Origin of the sequence: Aliivibrio sp. A6 (assembly GCF_028765505.1) — a bacterium.
Classification (GTDB): domain Bacteria; phylum Pseudomonadota; class Gammaproteobacteria; order Enterobacterales; family Vibrionaceae; genus Aliivibrio; species Aliivibrio finisterrensis_A.
On record NZ_JARACR010000047.1, the window covers coordinates 1 to 16,953 of the forward strand.

General features: G+C 38.4%; 13 protein-coding genes and 2 pseudogenes. 11 read left to right on the forward strand and 4 right to left on the reverse strand.

Annotated elements, in window-relative coordinates:
• Positions 1-32: 32 nt before the first annotated feature.
• From cydC to ald, 4 genes are all read right to left on the reverse strand, one after another.
• Positions 33-1,754 carry a heme ABC transporter ATP-binding protein/permease CydC gene (cydC, locus tag PVK70_RS17585; RefSeq protein ID WP_130049294.1) on the reverse strand — a complete coding sequence of 574 codons (1,722 nt, stop codon included), beginning with the start codon at positions 1,752-1,754 and terminating at the stop codon, positions 33-35.
• Positions 1,747-3,519, reverse strand: coding sequence for a heme ABC transporter permease/ATP-binding protein CydD (gene cydD / locus PVK70_RS17590; RefSeq protein WP_130049293.1), 1,773 nt, complete (start codon positions 3,517-3,519; stop codon positions 1,747-1,749). Before cydD ends, cydC begins: the two co-directional genes overlap by 8 nt.
• A gap of 152 nt (positions 3,520-3,671) precedes the next feature.
• The gene (trxB, locus tag PVK70_RS17595) at positions 3,672-4,637 is read right to left on the reverse strand and encodes a thioredoxin-disulfide reductase (protein ID WP_130049292.1); all 966 of its coding nucleotides are present in this window, start codon (positions 4,635-4,637) and stop codon (positions 3,672-3,674) included.
• Positions 4,638-4,797: 160 nt separating this feature from the next.
• Positions 4,798-5,916, reverse strand: coding sequence for an alanine dehydrogenase (ald, locus tag PVK70_RS17600; RefSeq protein ID WP_130049291.1), 1,119 nt, complete (start codon positions 5,914-5,916; stop codon positions 4,798-4,800).
• Positions 5,917-6,072: 156 nt separating this feature from the next.
• Here ald and lrp point away from each other — a divergent pair, with 156 nt between their 5' ends.
• From lrp to PVK70_RS17650, 11 genes and pseudogenes are all read left to right on the forward strand, one after another.
• A complete protein-coding gene (lrp, locus tag PVK70_RS17605) occupies positions 6,073-6,564 on the forward strand; it encodes a leucine-responsive transcriptional regulator Lrp (protein ID WP_130043199.1) in 492 nt (163 codons plus the stop codon).
• Between the two features lie 279 nt (positions 6,565-6,843).
• Positions 6,844-7,371 (forward strand): annotated as a pseudogene (locus PVK70_RS19125) (DNA translocase FtsK 4TM domain-containing protein); the annotation flags it as partial.
• A 1,164-nt stretch (positions 7,372-8,535) separates the two neighbouring features.
• A pseudogene (locus PVK70_RS19130) lies at positions 8,536-10,098 on the forward strand (DNA translocase FtsK); the annotation flags it as partial.
• A 41-nt stretch (positions 10,099-10,139) separates the two neighbouring features.
• Positions 10,140-10,751, forward strand: coding sequence for an outer membrane lipoprotein chaperone LolA (lolA, locus tag PVK70_RS17615; protein ID WP_130049289.1), 612 nt, complete (start codon positions 10,140-10,142; stop codon positions 10,749-10,751).
• A gap of 61 nt (positions 10,752-10,812) precedes the next feature.
• On the forward strand, positions 10,813-10,956 hold the full coding sequence (locus PVK70_RS17620; protein WP_165367241.1) for a hypothetical protein: 144 nt from the start codon (positions 10,813-10,815) through the stop codon (positions 10,954-10,956).
• Positions 10,957-11,379: 423 nt separating this feature from the next.
• The gene (locus PVK70_RS17625; protein WP_130049288.1) at positions 11,380-11,940 is read left to right on the forward strand and encodes a GNAT family N-acetyltransferase; all 561 of its coding nucleotides are present in this window, start codon (positions 11,380-11,382) and stop codon (positions 11,938-11,940) included.
• Positions 11,941-11,949: 9 nt separating this feature from the next.
• Entirely contained in the window at positions 11,950-12,678 is a 729-nt protein-coding gene (locus PVK70_RS17630) for a TenA family transcriptional regulator (protein WP_130049287.1), read from the forward strand.
• A 2-nt stretch (positions 12,679-12,680) separates the two neighbouring features.
• Positions 12,681-13,910, forward strand: a complete 1,230-nt coding sequence (locus tag PVK70_RS17635; RefSeq protein ID WP_130049286.1) for an MFS transporter — start codon at positions 12,681-12,683, stop codon at positions 13,908-13,910.
• 14 nt (positions 13,911-13,924) lie between these two features.
• Positions 13,925-15,139: an aminotransferase class I/II-fold pyridoxal phosphate-dependent enzyme gene (locus PVK70_RS17640; RefSeq protein ID WP_207216423.1), complete on the forward strand. Its 1,215-nt coding sequence runs from the start codon at positions 13,925-13,927 to the stop codon at positions 15,137-15,139.
• A complete protein-coding gene (locus PVK70_RS17645) occupies positions 15,123-16,010 on the forward strand; it encodes a dienelactone hydrolase family protein (RefSeq protein ID WP_274441688.1) in 888 nt (295 codons plus the stop codon). Before PVK70_RS17640 ends, PVK70_RS17645 begins: the two co-directional genes overlap by 17 nt.
• A 144-nt stretch (positions 16,011-16,154) precedes the next feature.
• Positions 16,155-16,953, forward strand: a 799-nt coding sequence (locus PVK70_RS17650; RefSeq protein ID WP_274441689.1) for a phytanoyl-CoA dioxygenase family protein, incomplete at its 3' end; no start/stop codon positions are given.

Below are 16,953 nucleotides of genomic sequence, written 5' to 3' on the forward strand. Positions count from 1 at the left end.
TAGTTATATCAGCAAACTGGTGTCAGTATTGTTTAAAAACGTTGCCACAATTGATGGTATGCGCCTTTCAGCGATAGCAGTGTACTGTGTGTGCCTTGCTCTACAATTTCACCGTGGTCCATTAAACAGATATTATCCATTTGCTCAAGGTTCACTAAACGGTGGGTAATAAAGACAACCGTCTTATCTTTAATGTGCTCATTTAAAACTGACATGATTTGTTGTTCTGTTTTCTGATCTAACCCCTCGGTTGGCTCATCCAATAAAACAATAGGAGCATTGTGCAGTAATGCGCGTGCAATACCTACTCGACGGCGCTCACCACCAGAAAGTTGACGGCCACCGTCGCCAAGCCACGTATTTAAGCCTTCGTCAGGAGTAAGATCGTCTAGGCCAACTTTACTTAGTGTCTTAATTAACTCTTCATCGCTTGCGGTATCGTTGGCAAGTAAAAGATTATCTCTTAATGAACCATTAAGAATATCAACACGTTGGCTAACAACCGACATTGCACTACGTAAGCTTGATTCTTTCCACTTAGGTAGCTGAACACCATCAATATAAATTGACCCTGATTTTGGGTCCCATTGACGAGTCAATAATTGCAGAAGGGTTGATTTGCCTGATCCCGTTTGGCCGACAATGGCCATTTTTTGACCGGCCAGTAAATCTAATGAAATGTGTTTAATCGCATCGGTATCAGCATCTAGGTATTGGTAACTTACATCTGAAATCGTTACATTACCTTTTATCTCTTGAGTCACGCCATTGTCATCAAAAACAGTATCAGGTTCTGCTGTGATAATTTCGTTTAATCGACGAGCAGAGCTTAACGTTTGTCCTAGATATTGAAAAGCACCAGCAATTGGCATCAATAATTCAAAGCTTGCCATCGTTGCAAAGGCAACCATTGCGACCATTGGGTCTGGTGTCATACCGGCAATACCATCGGCAGAGATCCACAACATTAGCAGTAGAGTCCAGCCATTAGCTAAAAGCAATAATCCATTTGCTAAGCCAGTCAACGTTGCCATATGACGTTGATTTGATAGCAGTGCGACTTGAGCATCTAAAATACGTTGTTGGTATTGCTCTTCAGCACCAAAGATACGCAGTTCAGCGTTACCCTGAAGCCAATCTAAGGTTTTAATTCTTAAGGTGGCTTTATTGTGTGTCAGATCTGCACCGTTTTGTTTACCTAGTTTATAAAACAGGGTTGGCCAGATAAGGAGCAGCGCAAATAAGATAGCACCAAGGGTAAGACCAATAGTGACATCAAACCACGCAAGAAAAGCGGTTAAGCCAATAATGCCTAATGTGCCCACAATTATAGGGCTGATAAGTCGTAGGTAGACATGATCCATCGCATCTACATCTGCTACGAGACGGTTTAATAAGTCGGCATCACGCAGCTTTGAAAAGCGACCAGGAATGAGTGGTATTAACTTTTTAAAGAAGAAAATACGCAGTTCAGTTAGGAGCTTAAAGGTCGCATTATGGCTTACTACTCGTTCACCCCAGCGTCCTGCTGTTCGACCAATAGAGAAACCACGTACAGCGCCTGCAGGTAACATGTAATTAAAAGTTTCACGAGCGATGGTTAATCCAGCAATCGCTGAGGCTGAAATAAACCAACCAGAAAGCGTTAATAAGCCTATTGATGCAAACAAAGTAGCAAAGCTAAGTAGCATACCTAAAGTTAGGCCGAACCAGTGTTTTTTATATAATTTAATATAAGGCAGTAAATCACGCATCAAGATCACCTTGCTTTGGTTGTTTTGCGGCAAGCATGGTTGCAAATAAGCCGGAGTCTTTAATTTCATCAAATGAGCCAGATTGAACCACTTGGCCTTTATCCATAACTAGCACCGTATCCATTGCGTGCAATTGGTCTAGGCGATGACTGATCATCAGTGTTGTTAATCCTTGAGTTGCTTCGTCTAAGCTTTTCATAACTAGACGTTCACTTTTTGCATCAAGGCTGGCTGTTGGTTCATCTAAAATCCATAAACGACCTTGTTGTAACAGTGCACGAGCTAACGCTAAACGTTGAGCTTGCCCAACAGATAAACCACCTGAGCGATCTGAAATAGCGTGCTGGTAACCAAGTTCATCAATAAACTCATTGGCAAAGGCTTGTTTGCTTGCTAAATCAAGTTGTTCTTGAGTTATTCCTTGTTTACCTAAGGTCATATTCTCTTCAATAGTGCCATGAACTAGGGTTGGGTTTTGACCAACCCAGTTAATATCTTGATACCATTGTTTTTGATTTAGTTCAGACAGTTCAGTGCCATTAATTTTGATGCTACCTTGATAAGGCAAGAAACCCAATATGGCATTAATTAAACTGGTTTTACCTGCGCCGCTTGGGCCAACTAAAGCCGTCTGAGAAGCTTCAAGCAAATGGAAGCTAATAGGGCCTAATAATCTTTTACCATCATGTGTTGTAACGATGAGATCGGTAACTTGAATATCAAGCGTTGTTGAATCAGACACTTTCTTATCACCATTTGTTTGCGTGTTAGTGTCTGTATTTAAGAATTCAACCAGAGATTCTGCGGCACCAATGGCCTGTGCTTTGGCATGATAAAATGTCCCTAAATCTCGTAATGGTTGGTAAAACTCGGGGGCAAGAATAAGGATAAATAAACCAGTAAATAAGGTTACTGTGGTTCCATAATGTCCAAAATCTAACTCACCAATAAAGGTAAAACCAAAGTAGACAGCAACGATAGCAATAGAAATAGAGGTGAAGAACTCCAATACCGCTGACGATAAGAAAGCCAGCCTTAATACTTCCATCGTTCGTTTACGGAAGATCTCAGATGCACCGTGTAAATGCTCGGTTTCTTGTTTTGTTTTATTGAATAAACGAATGGTCGTCATCGATTGTAGACGATCATAAAAGTGGCCTGATAGGCGTTGCAGTGCTTTAAAGTTACGACGGTTAGCATCTGCCGCTCCCATACCAACGAGCGCCATAAATAAGGGAACTAATGGTGCTGTTAATAAGAACACTAAGCCAGCAGCCCAGTTTTGTGGGAAAACAACAATTAAAATAACGAAAGGAATTAAAACAGAAAGAGACATCTGAGGAAGATAGCGAGAGAAAAAGTCCTGCATATCTTCGACTTGTTCAAGCAATAGTGTTGCCCAAGTGCCAGCCGGTTTCCCTTTAATGTAGGCAGGACCTAATTCTTGCAGTTTATCTAATATTAATTGACGAATATGAACGCGAATGTGCTCGCCACAACGATAACCTGCGACTTCACGGCCCCAACTGCAGGCTGCACGAATAGCAACAATGGCAAGAATGGCAATAAAGTGGGAGATAAGTTCATATTTATCAACTTGTTCAATGATAAGTTGATGCAAGATGTCAGCAAGTAATGCCGCTTGTGCTATGAGAAAAAGACTAGAAAGAAAGCCAAGCCCAATAGAGAGGGTTAGCCATTTTTTTGCAAGTTTACTCTGACCTTTGAGCCATTGTCCTAACTCGCGTTGTTGATTTTTATCCATAATATGAAGGCTTACGTTTTGTATTATTTTATCTACGTTACGATTTCTTTTTTAATAATTTGAATATAAGAAACCATATGTACATCAGTAAAATAAGATGAGCAAAAGAAACCCGAAGTATTTGCTTCGGGTTTAACGTTAACTTAGATAGTTTAACTTTCTTTTGCTTCTAACGCATCTAAAAAGCGTTCTGCATCTAATGCTGCCATACAACCAGTACCGGCAGAGGTAATTGCTTGACGGTAATTGTGGTCCATGACATCGCCTGCAGCAAAAATACCTTCAATGCTGGTTTGAGTAGCATTGCCTTCAAGGCCTGATTTTACTTTGATATAGCCATTTTCCATATCAAGTTGGCCATTGAAAATAGCGGTATTTGGTTGGTGACCGATAGCAATGAATGCGCCCATGACTTCTAAGTCTTCAGTTACGTCTGATTTTGTGTCTTTTAATCTTACGCCTGTTACACCCATATCGTCACCGAGTACTTCTTCTAATGTACGGTCGGTATGAAGAATGATATTTCCGTTTTCTACTTTTTCCATTAGACGATCAATTAAGATTTTCTCTGAACGGAATGAATCACGACGGTGAATTAGGTGAACTTCAGCCGCAATATTTGATAAGTACAGAGCCTCTTCAACTGCGGTATTACCGCCACCAACAACCGCTACTTTTTGGTTACGGTAGAAGAAACCATCACAGGTAGCACAAGCTGAAACGCCACGGCCTTTAAATGCTTCTTCTGAGTCTAAGCCTAGATACTTAGCAGATGCACCTGTAGAGATAATTAATGCATCACACGTATATTCACCAGAATCACCCTTCAAACGAAAAGGGCGCTGGCTAAAATCGGTTTCATTAATATGATCAAAAATAATTTCAGTATTAAAACGCTCTGCGTGAGCTTTCATCTCTTCCATTAAGCCAGGCCCTGTCATATCTGCAGCGCCGCCTGGCCAGTTTTCAACTTCTGTGGTGGTCGTTAACTGTCCGCCTTGTTGCATGCCTGTGATCATCACAGGATTAAGGTTCGCTCGAGCGGCATAAACTGCTGCTGTGTAGCCTGCAGGGCCAGAGCCAAGGATCAATAATTTAGAATGCTTTACGTTGCTCATAAGATCTCCGAGCTAAAATCAATGAAAACAGAAAATAAGGGTAGGGAGCACAGAGGTGTTCATCATCCTTTAGTATCAGATGATTGTATGGAATTTATTGGCGTAAAGAAAGGGCGCCATAGTAGGTGCCCTCAAATGATTTTGTTATAGGATATGTCTTTTAAGCGGTAAGTACTGTTTCTGGAGAGACATATTCTAAATCAAAGCTCTCTGCGACTTCTTTACATGTAACTTTACCGTGGATAACGTTTAAGCCATCTAAGAAGCCTTTGTCTTCAAGAAGTGCAGCTTTGTAGCCTTTATCTGCTAGCTTAATAATGTATGGAAGGGTTGCATTATTAAGCGCAAAAGTAGAGGTATGCGCAACGGCCCCTGGCATATTGGCGACACAATAATGAACCACTTCATCAACAATGTAGGTAGGGTCAGCGTGTGTTGTTGCATGAGAGGTCTCGAAACAACCGCCTTGGTCGATAGCAACATCAACAACAGCTGCCCCAGGTTTCATACGTTTAATATGATCTGCGGTAACCAGTTTAGGTGCTGCAGCCCCAGGAATAAGCACCGCCCCAATAACTAGATCAGCTTCTAATACATGTTTTTCAATTGCATCAACGGTCGAATAAACCACTTTGGCACGGCCTTGGAACTCTTCATCTAAAGCACGAAGTGTATCAATGTTACGATCTAAAATCGTCACGTCAGCACGCATTCCAACCGCCATTCGTGCAGCATTAGCACCAACAACACCACCGCCAACGACGACGACTTTTGCCGGTTCAACTCCAGGGACACCGCCTAAAAGTAAACCACGGCCCCCATTCGATTTTTCAAGAGTTTGGGCACCTGCTTGAATAGACATTCGTCCAGCAACTTCAGACATTGGTGCTAATAGTGGCAGACGACCCATATAATCTGTTACAGTCTCATATGCGATGCAGACAGCTTTACTCTTAATTAGGTCTTCAGTTTGTGGAAAATCTGGTGCAAGATGTAAATACGTGAATAAAATTTGCCCTTCACGTAGCATTGCTCGTTCAATTGCTTGTGGCTCTTTAACTTTAACAATCATGTCAGCTTGAGCAAAAGCGTCTTCAGCTGTAGGAAGGATAGATGCGCCTACCGCGATGTAGTCATCGTCGGTAAAACCAATGCCAGAGCCTGCTTTTGTTTCGACAAAAACGGTATGGCCATGAGATATTAATTCGCGAACACTCGCTGGGATCATGCCAACGCGGTATTCATGATTTTTTATTTCTTTAGGTACGCCAATGATCATCCTGATTTCCTTTTATGTAATAGTTATTTTGACTGCTTGTAGGGTTTTTGTTTCGAATTTTTAACTAGTATAATTTGTAATTAGCAAAATTTGATGCTAAATATTAAAAAGTTGTAGTATATTTTTTTGCAAGGAAGTAATAAGGTGGAATAAAAAATGGTAGATAATAAGAAACCTTCCAAGGATCTGGATCGTATCGATCGCAATATTTTAAATGAACTCCAGAAAGATGGACGAATTTCAAATGTTGAATTATCTAAAAGAGTAGGCCTGTCGCCAACTCCGTGTTTAGAGCGTGTTCGTCGTTTAGAGCGTCAAGGGTACATCAATGGCTATACTGCCTTGTTGAATCCACAATATCTTGATGCATCATTATTGGTATTTGTTGAAATCACGCTTAATCGTGGTGCCCCTGATGTGTTCGAGCAATTTAACACAGCGGTTCAACTGCTAGATGATATTCAAGAGTGTCACTTAGTTTCAGGTGATTTTGATTACCTTTTAAAGACTCGTGTATCAGATATGAGTGCTTATCGTCGTTTACTTGGTGATACACTATTGCGTCTTCCTGGTGTTAATGACACTCGTACTTATGTGGTAATGGAAGAAGTAAAACAAACCAATCATTTAGTGATTAAAACTCGCTAATTGAATCAAGGTAGTAAATTAGAGATTTTTCTTTCTTTAATTTACAAAATCTTGAAGAGCTTAAAGGCGATTAGGTATATTCTATCTAATACGCTTTTAAGTAATGACGAGCGGCGTTCTGCCGCTCGACTTGTTTTTAATTTCTATAGATTTAGTGATCCTTGCTTCTTTTCTCTTAAATGCATTCACCCATAGTGAGAGGGATGACTAAATCTAAGCACAGTAACATTGGATAGTATTTTGTTTACAAAGATTAAAGAAAAGATTTCAGAAAGAAAAATGCAGCTGAGTACACTAAAAGTTGAAGCGGTTGCTGAGCCTGATAAAGAGCGATTGAATGGTAATCAGCGTTTGCAAGAAGCGTGTTTTATCGTTGGCTTACTAGCAACGATTTTTATTACTATTTCTTTATTTAGCTTTAATCCTGCAGACCCATCATGGACTCAAACATCATGGACTGGAACCGTAGAAAACGTAGGCGGGTCATTTGGCGCGTGGATAGCAGATACGCTTTTCTTTGCCTTTGGGTCTTTGGCTTATTTACTACCAGTAATCTTACTAGGTTGCACTTGGATAGCTTTTCGTAAAAAAGAGCGAGAGGAAAATGAAGAGTTAGATCTTATGATGATCGGAACTCGTATTCTAGGCTTACTTATTCTCTTTTTAACTAGCTGTGCATTAGCAGATACAAGCTTCGATGATTTATGGTATTTCTCATCAGGCGGTGTGGTTGGCGATGTCTTGACAAGCATAACAACGCCTATTTTGAATTTACTTGGCTCAACACTTATCTTTATGTTCTTGTGGGGAGCTGGCTTGACGCTATTCACAGGGGTTTCTTGGCTAACTATTGTTGATAACCTTGGTGGTTTCGCACTAGAAGGGATCAGAAGTATTGTTAATAAAGTGAGAAAAACCGAAGACGAAACGTACCAAGTCGAACATGAGCATCGTCATGAAGAGAAAGAGGATGAAGCTGAATTTTCGAAAGCGGTAGACTCATTTGAGACACCCAAAATTTCTTCTCGTGAGTTATCTATGTTTGCCAATGCTCCGCAGGAAATGCAAACAAGTAATGTTGGCCACTTTGAAAGAGAGACTGCTTATTCTGATGATCCTCTATTCTCGACAGTAAATGAATCTGTTTCTGAACCTATAGTTGAGTTGACGGAAACGACACCAGTTGTAGAAATGGAAAGTACGGATACTGACAGTATTTATAGTTCTGTAGACGCACCTGTTTATTCTATGGCAGCACAAGAGCAGATCGTCCCTGAGAGCTTAGAAGATGGTATTAATTTATCTATGCGCAGTAACGCGACTATTGCAGAGCTGGATAATGAAGCATTAGTCCAAGATCCGTTATTAAGTCAAGTAAACGCTGAGCAGTCATTCCCTACAGCTACTGTTGCCACAGTGAGTTCAGCGGCAATGGTTGCTGATTCTGAAGCGAGTATACTTGAGTCATTGAGTTCCCAATATAATGAACAATACGGAAATGAGTTTGAGAACCCAGTATTTGATAATGATCTTGAGGAAATATCAGACAGAGCGGTATCCGTTGATCCTTCTATTGAGCTTGAAGATAACCTAGATGAGAAAGAGGGAATTGATACTACTAATGAATCGAGTTTCTCTGCACTTGAGCAAGAAGTTGAAATTGAAGACTTAAAACAAGAAGAATCATTCAATGCATTGGAAGAAGAGACGCTACCTGCATTTAGCGCCGTTGAAGAGGTGCAACCTGAAACGCTTAATGAATTACACATTAATGCGTTCGATTCTTCTACAGAAGAGATTGAAACTGTTGAAATAGAAGAAAGTGAGCTTCCTCATTTGTCTGCGAGAAGTGTTACGATTGAAGAGGCGGTAGTTGAAGACGCTAGAGACGAAGAGCTAACAGTTGAAGAAGAGCCTACGCATTCAGATGCGGATATTGCTGCGTTCCAAGCATTAGTTGCTAAAGAAAAGGCAACGCAAGCGGCACTACAGAATCCGTTCTTAGTTAACTCTGAGCCTAATTTACCGAAACCAACATCTCCGATGCCAACCTTGGATTTGTTATTTGCTCCAGATACCCGTGCAGAAATGGAATCTCGAGAATCACTAGAGCATACCGCTCGTTTGGTTGAAGCAAAACTGGCTGATTACAAAATTAAAGCACGAGTGGTGGATATCTTCCCTGGTCCTGTGATCACACGATTTGAGCTAGATTTAGCGCCTGGTGTAAAAGTAAGCCGTATTTCTGGTTTAGCAACCGATTTAGCGCGTTCTTTATCGGCAATGGCAGTGCGTGTTGTTGAAGTGATCCCAGGTAAGCCTTATGTTGGCCTAGAGTTGCCTAACTTTAATCGTCAAACGGTATTTTTCTCTGATGTGGTTGGCAGTGATACATTTAAAAATGCAAAATCACCAACAACCGTTGTTATGGGGCTTGATATTGCCGGTGAAGCGGTTATTGCTGATTTAGCTAAAATGCCTCACGTACTGGTTGCGGGTACAACGGGCTCTGGTAAATCGGTTGGTGTAAACGTCATGATTTTGAGTGTGCTTTATAAAGCGACCCCAGAAGATGTACGTTTTATCATGATCGATCCAAAAATGTTGGAACTTTCTATTTATGAAGGAATCCCACATCTATTGACTGAAGTTGTGACTGACATGAAAGATGCAGGTAATGCATTGCGTTGGTGTGTTGGTGAAATGGAACGTCGTTATAAATTAATGTCAGCGTTAGGGGTTCGTAACCTACAAGGCTTTAATGATAAATTGAAAATGGCAGCAGCAGCAGGGCACCCAATTCATGATCCATTATGGAAACCGGGTGACAGCATGGATGAAATGCCACCATTGCTAGAAAAACTGCCATCTATCATTGTGATTGTTGATGAGTTTGCTGACTTGATGATGGTTGTTGGTAAGAAAGTAGAAGAATTGATTGCTCGTTTGGCTCAAAAAGCCCGTGCAGCAGGTATTCACTTAATCTTGGCAACCCAACGCCCATCGGTTGATGTTATTACTGGTTTGATTAAAGCAAACATCCCAACACGTGTTGCGTTTACGGTATCAACTAAAACCGATTCTCGAACCATTCTTGACCAAGGTGGTGCTGAATCTCTACTTGGTATGGGTGATATGCTTTACTTAGCACCGGGTTCTAACCATACCGTTCGTGTTCACGGTGCCTTTGCATCGGATGATGACGTACATGCAGTGGTTAATGATTGGAAAGCGCGTGGTCGTCCAAATTACATTGATGCGATTACTAAGAGCGAACAAGGTGCTGAAGCGTTACTTCCTGGTGAGAAACCAGAAGGCGAAGAAGAGCTAGACCAACTGTTTGATCAAGTGGTTGAGTTTGTAACCACTTCACGTCGTGGCTCTGTTTCTGGGGTGCAACGTCAATTCAGAATTGGTTATAACCGTGCCGCTCGTATCGTTGAACAATTAGAAGCGCATGGCATTGTTAGTACTCCGGGCCATAATGGTAACCGTGAAGTGATAGCGCCACCTCCAGTAGGCAGTGGCGATTAATCGAATTAGTATTATTTTTATTAGATAAGTGAAAATTATTGATGAAAAAGTTTTTAGTTTCTCTGTGTTTATTAAGTTCTAGTGTATTTAGTGCAGCAGTTTTGGCGTCTCCTCAAAGTGAATTGACTGAGCGTTTAAATCAAAATGCTGGCTTTGAAGCGGTATTTACTCAAAAAGTAGTGAGCCCAGAAGGGGATGTTTTAATGCAAGGCGAAGGGGATGTGAAGATCTTACGTCCTAATTTATTTCGCTGGCATACTCAAACGCCTGATGAGAATTTATTAGTCACTGATGGCGAAACATTGTGGTATTACAATCCATTTGTTGAGCAAGTAACCTTAATGGGACTTGAAAAAGCCACAACACAGACCCCATTTGTGTTATTAACACGTAATAAATCTTCTGATTGGGGTAATTATTCTGTGACACAAAATGGTGATGCGTTTACGGTGTCTCCAAAATCTGATTCAGCAGTAAAAAGCGACTTTATTGTCAATATACAGCCATCAGGTAATGTCACTGGATTCTCTGTTGTAGAGCAAGATGGACAACGTAGTGACTTTAGCTTTACGAAATTTGAAGCGAAAAAACCAGCACAAAGTAATTTCACTTTTACAGTGCCAGAAGGTGTTGATATTGACGATCAACGCTAATGAAAGATAATTCAGTTTATATTTTTCAGCAGGGGACGATTTTCGTCCCCTTGCTGCTAGAATGCGCCCTCAAAATATTGAGCAATACATTGGTCAGCAGCATCTATTAGGTGTTGGTAAGCCATTGCGTCGCGCGTTAGAAGCCGGACAGATCCACTCAATGATTTTATGGGGGCCTCCTGGTACCGGTAAAATGTATAGCTAAGTATAATAAGAAGAAATTTTCATAATAATTCCTTTTGTTTATTTTACCCTAGTTTGTTCTTAAAAAACTTTGAGGTTTGGGCTGAGTGATTAGATTAAATCTGCTATATTCAGTCTATTTATATAAGCCATGCAGCCTTTCTAAAGAGATAGCTTAGATACGATATAGTCATTTCACAGACTCACTTTCGTCTATCGCAGTAGCCAATTTTGTTGACCCCCTACAGACTAACCATCAAGATTTACTTAAAATCACTTCTCATCATTTTGGGATTTATGATCCCCATCTACCAACAATTAATGCAACAACTACCATTTATGTGTCGTAATTCGCTGTTTTTTCAGTCGCTTTCTTATGTTCTCAAGACCTTAAATCTATAACATACTTAATTTATTGATTGTATGAATTAAAGAATAGGTGACTATGGAAACAAAATTTAAATTAATTTGCGATGGTAATGCATTTGAATCGATCAAAGATAGCTGGGTAAAGCTTCTTTCCATTACCTTAAAAGATGACGCTATATTAGGTTTCGATGAAGAATTCTTTTCAAATCCAGATTTAGTTAATCAATACACAGAAAAAATTAAGGCTGAAATTAATGTAGGGGCTTTGATCTTGCTAGTTGCAATATATCAGGATGAATTAATTGTTTGTTGTAATTTGAAGCTAAATCATCAGCAAACTACTCAACATATTTGTGACTTACAAAAAGGTCTTATCCACCCTAAATATAGAAGAAAAGGCTTACTGGAAAAATCATTAGCTCACATTGCTAGTTTTTGTATGGAACGAAAAATCGAACTTTTAACTCTTGATGTCAGAGCAAATAGCATAGGGCATAAAATTTGGGTTAAAAGTGGCTTTCAGACTTATGGTGAACTAGACGATTATTGTAGATTTAATGGAATGTCATATTCAGGCTGTTTTATGAAACAGAAAACTCAACATCTCTTAGATAAGTTTTACTCACACATTCAATAAGGAAATATTATGTTAAATAAAGAGACTTTCAAAAGAGAAATGCATAACATTCTCGATAAACATCGAACATTAGGACATCCAATATTTAAACATTTAATGAATGAAGATAATCCTAATCGAGAACTACTTAAAACTACGACTTTGCAAGGTTATCAACTAACTAAAAACTTTTTAGAATATATTGAAACATTATTTTTTTATTGTCCTTTGCCTAGGCATAAAAAACGATTATTGAATAACATGTATGAAGAAGAAACAGGTTTTTTATCTAAAACTAAAAATCATGTGGCTTTAATGCAAGACTTTATTAAAGCTATTGGTATATCAGATGAAGAGCGTGATTCAGCAATTGCATTAGCTTCCACTCAAGAGTTAATAGATTACAGAATGAGAGCCTGTAGGTCGAGCGGGTTATATCATATCGGAGCTGCTGCTGTCTTAGTAGCAAGTGAAGGACAGAATCTAGAAACTATCGGTGAAGATGCTAGGCACAATATATTAGGTAAAGTTTATAAATTAACAGATGAGGATTTATTATTTTTTTCGGTACATCAAAAAGAAGATGTTGGACATGTAGAACAGGGTAAGTCTTTACTTGCTGATCTATGTGATACAGAGGAGATGCAAAAAGAGGTTTTAGAGGCAATAGAGCACACTTGCCGCCTTTTTTATAATATGTATCAAGGAGTCTATGAACATTTAGAGCTAGAAAAAGTCGAGCAAATGGAAGCTGTGTAATCATGAAAGTAGAACGAAGTCTGGCTCTGGCATCAATATCTATTGGAATATTAATTACGTTCTTTGCTTCATCTATTAAAGGAAGTTATCAAGTTTACTTTTTAGATTTAGCTCATTTATTCGGCGTAACTCAAGGAGAGTTTGCTTTTTCAGGAGCAATTTTTGGCCTAACTATAGGTGTTATATCTCCTGTCGTTGGATATATATGTGACAGGTTTGGACCTGTGAAAGCAATATTATCTGGGACTATATCAACTGTTGTTGTATTTACATCATTTAGTTTTCTCAACTCATATTCCATGTTTATATTGTTATATGGGGTTTTAGGAGCTTACGCCCTAGCAGCTATGACTTTTGTTCCGCTTGGTATGCTTGTCGATCACATTTTTTCTAATAAAGAAAAGGGGATGGCTTATGCGACTATAACAAATGGGACAGCAATTGGTTTCATGATTTTATCTCCATTTTGGGTATGGCTAAATACATTTGCAAGCTGGCAGGAAGTTAGTTTAGGAATCGCAATATTATTTGCATTCTTAATTACACCTGCAATTTACTGGTTGTCTTTAAAATTGCCTAAACATGAAAAAACGTCCTCTTCAGTAAAGGTAAAGTCAGCAGATCAACTGTTAAAACTTCCTTTTATATTAATGGCAGCTTCGTTTGCTGGATGCGGAGCATCAATGGCGTTTATTGATGTTCAGTTAGTACCATTGATGACAGAGCGATTGTTTGAAAATGATACTAAATCAATAATTATTGCATCTACATTAAGTATTATTGGTGCTTTTGAGCTTATTGGGGCGTTTATTGTTGGTTGGATGTTAAGGTTTTATGCTTCAGCGTTGTTGCTCGCATTTCTATATGCCCTTAGAACCATCTCAATGGCCGTTATATTCTATGCTGAAACAATAAATATGTTCATTATTTTTGCCGTTGTTTTTGGTCTGACTTATATGGGAACTGTCATCATTACGTCAATGATGTGCTTACAACAATATGGCGCTGAAATTAAAGGAAAAATGTTTGGATCTTTATTTACTGTGCATCAAATCGCAGTGTTTTTAACAATATGGGGAGGAGGTAAAGCTGTTGAAGTCTATAAAAGCTACGACATTGTTATTATAGCGATAACGCTTCTTTGTATCACATCTATGTTGTTATCATTAATAATACACTTCTCTTTTAAAAGTGACGAGATCAAATTAGTCAATCCCCCACCCGAAGCTTAAAATGGAAAATTTATATGGAAATTATTACTAGCGCTATACATCAACGTATCGATTGTTTAGATGATAGTCATTCAGAAGCTATAGCGTTAACATCTGCTTATGATTTTAATAGTGCTTCAGAGGCAGCTAACCGGTTTTCAGGGGTTACTCAGGGGAATATTTACAGTCGATTTACTAATCCTTCAGTTGATTTATTTGAAAGGAAATTAGCTACTTTTGAAGGAGCTGAAGCATCAGTTGCATTTTCTTCTGGTATGTCAGCTTATTTGGCTATAGCGATAACTTTTTTAAAACAAGGAGATCATGTTCTATTAGCTAGCGGTATTTTTGGTACAACAACACACTTGTTTAGACAATATTTTGGACGTTTTGGTATTACAGCATCAGTTGTAGATGTTGATGATATTAATGGTTGGAAGAAAGAGCTTCAACATAATACAAAGCTAATCGTTGTTGAAACCCCAACTAATCCAATATTAGCTGTAGCCGATATTAAGCAGCTTAGCCTTATAGCTAAAGAACAGAAAGCAATATTTGTTGTTGATAATACATTGTTGAGCCCAGTATTCCAGCAGCCGTTAGCATTTGGTGCTGATTTAGTACTTCATTCAGTAGGAAAATTTATTGATGGGCAGGGTCGAGTGGTTGGTGGAGCTATTTCTGGCAGTTATAAGTTGATTCAACCCTTAAAAGATTATTTGAGAAGTTCAGGCACCTGTCTTAGTGCATTTAATGCATGGTTATTAAGTAAAAGTATGGATACATTATACGCTAGAATGCAACAACACCAAAGTAATGCTATTAAGGTTTATAATTGGCTCAAAGTTCAAGATATGATCGTATCAGTTAATTCAACAATTGACCCCGAACACTCCCAAGCAATTTTAATTTCAGAGCAACAGAAAGGGCATTCGCCAATTCTTACCTTTTCAATTAAAGGAGGACGAATTGAAGCTTGGAAAATCATTGATTCATTTGAACTTATAAGTCGATGTACGAATATCGGTGATGCAAAGACAATGGTTACTCACCCTGCAACTACTACGCATGGAAAATATACAATTAAAGAACGTGAGAGGTATGGAATTACTGAAAACTTAATCCGTCTTTCTATTGGATTGGAAAATCCTAAAGATATTATTGATGATTTAAATAAAGCTTTTGATGCTATCAAAACTCCTATTTGTTCGGATAAATCAGAGGAGTATGATCATGTGCTATCGTTATAAATTTATGAGTATATTTTTTTTAACTCTAGTAGCTCCAATTAGTTTTGCTGAAAATATAGTCGTTCCTAAGGTCAAGTATAATTATGTTTCTTTTTCATCTATTTCAGATAAAAACGAACTTAAAACTCATACCGTAGCGGCTAAATTATCTGTACCTATAAATGTTAAACGAGCGCCTGTTATTATAATTGCACACGGTTCCGGGGGAATTGATGAAAGAGGTTATAAGTATTCTAAATCATTTAATGATGCAAATATTGCAACACTGGAAATTGATATGTGGGCAGCGAGAGGGCTTGACGGAGGACTTTCTAGGCCAAAACATGTAAAAGAAACACTTCCTGATATTTATGGCGCTGTAAAGTATTTAACCAGTAGAAGCGATATTGACACAGATAGAATCGGCTTTATTGGTTTCTCTTGGGGAGGAGTATTAGCAATGTTAATAGCTAACGACACTAATGTTTTAAGCCATAATTTGACAGCATTGATTGCCAATTATCCTGTTTGTTGGGCTTATAATAAGATACCTGGTTATGATTTTAAAGAGGTAAAGCCAAATAAATCTTTATTGGTAATTTCGGGAGGTCACGATGAATATGATGATCCACAAGATTGCGCTAACTTGATTGATTTTTTACCACAAGACAGCAAATTACGAACAAAGCACATACATTTTGATGATGCTACGCATGCTTTTGAATTACCGAGGCCAAGTAGCTCCTTTTTTGACCCATATGCATTTAAAGGAAAAGGAGGCTTGGTGTCAATTAGTTGTAACAAAAAAGCAACAGATGTTTCAGTAACTAAAGCTGTTAGCTTTATGAAGGATAAGATTGTAAATAGAAGCGTGATTAGCCAAAGACATTAGATGAGATAGTACTAAGTGCAAACTATAAGTTCTAATTTAGAAATTATGCCCTTAGGAAAATGTTTTAAATGTTAGGAGTGTAGCTACTTAAACAAGCCATATAAGTATTAGAGTAATTAAAGGTTATTATAAAAGGAGATAATAATGAATAAGAGCAAATTCAGTTTAACAGCTCAACAAATGGATGATTTTCATACTAAAGGATATACTGAGCCTTTTAATATAATCAATAAAGACGAAATTAGAGATTTTAAAAAAACGTTTAATAAAATTTTAGAAGATCAGAAACTACTTTCTCCAATTTATGGAAGATGTACTCATAGAGATTGGCATTTATATTATAGAAATTTAATGTTGATGGTCTATCGGCCTCAAGTGGTTGAGAGGCTTAAATCCCTTTTAGGTAGTGATTTAATGGTTTGGAGGACGTCTATATTTCACAAAGCACCTGGTGATGGCGCTTTAGGTTGGCATCAATCTAGCTTATTTGCTGGTGAGGAGTATGGGATTTTTAAGCCAGCGTTACTTCCTCCTGTTGGTTATGATACCTATGGAAAATTGTTTAATCTGTCATGTTGGATTGCATTAGATGATGTAACTATTGAAAACGGAGCGATGCAGGTTGCTGAAGGGACACATAATAAGCAATATCCAATTAAAAAGGTTCCATTCAAAGATTCAGTTTTTGGGAAAGTAGCTTATGATAGCTTTAAAAGGATTGGTGATATTGCTCGGTTGGAGGAATTAGACTCTAGATATGCGTGTGAAACTATATTTAATCCTAGAGAAGAAAAAATTAAGGTTAACACCATTACAATGAAAGCTGGGCAAGGATATATTTTTACGGATAGGCTTATGCATAACTCATTAGCTAATGTAACTGTTGATAGTAGAAGACTAGCCATAAATTTCAGGATAACAATACCTGAAACACTAGTTTACC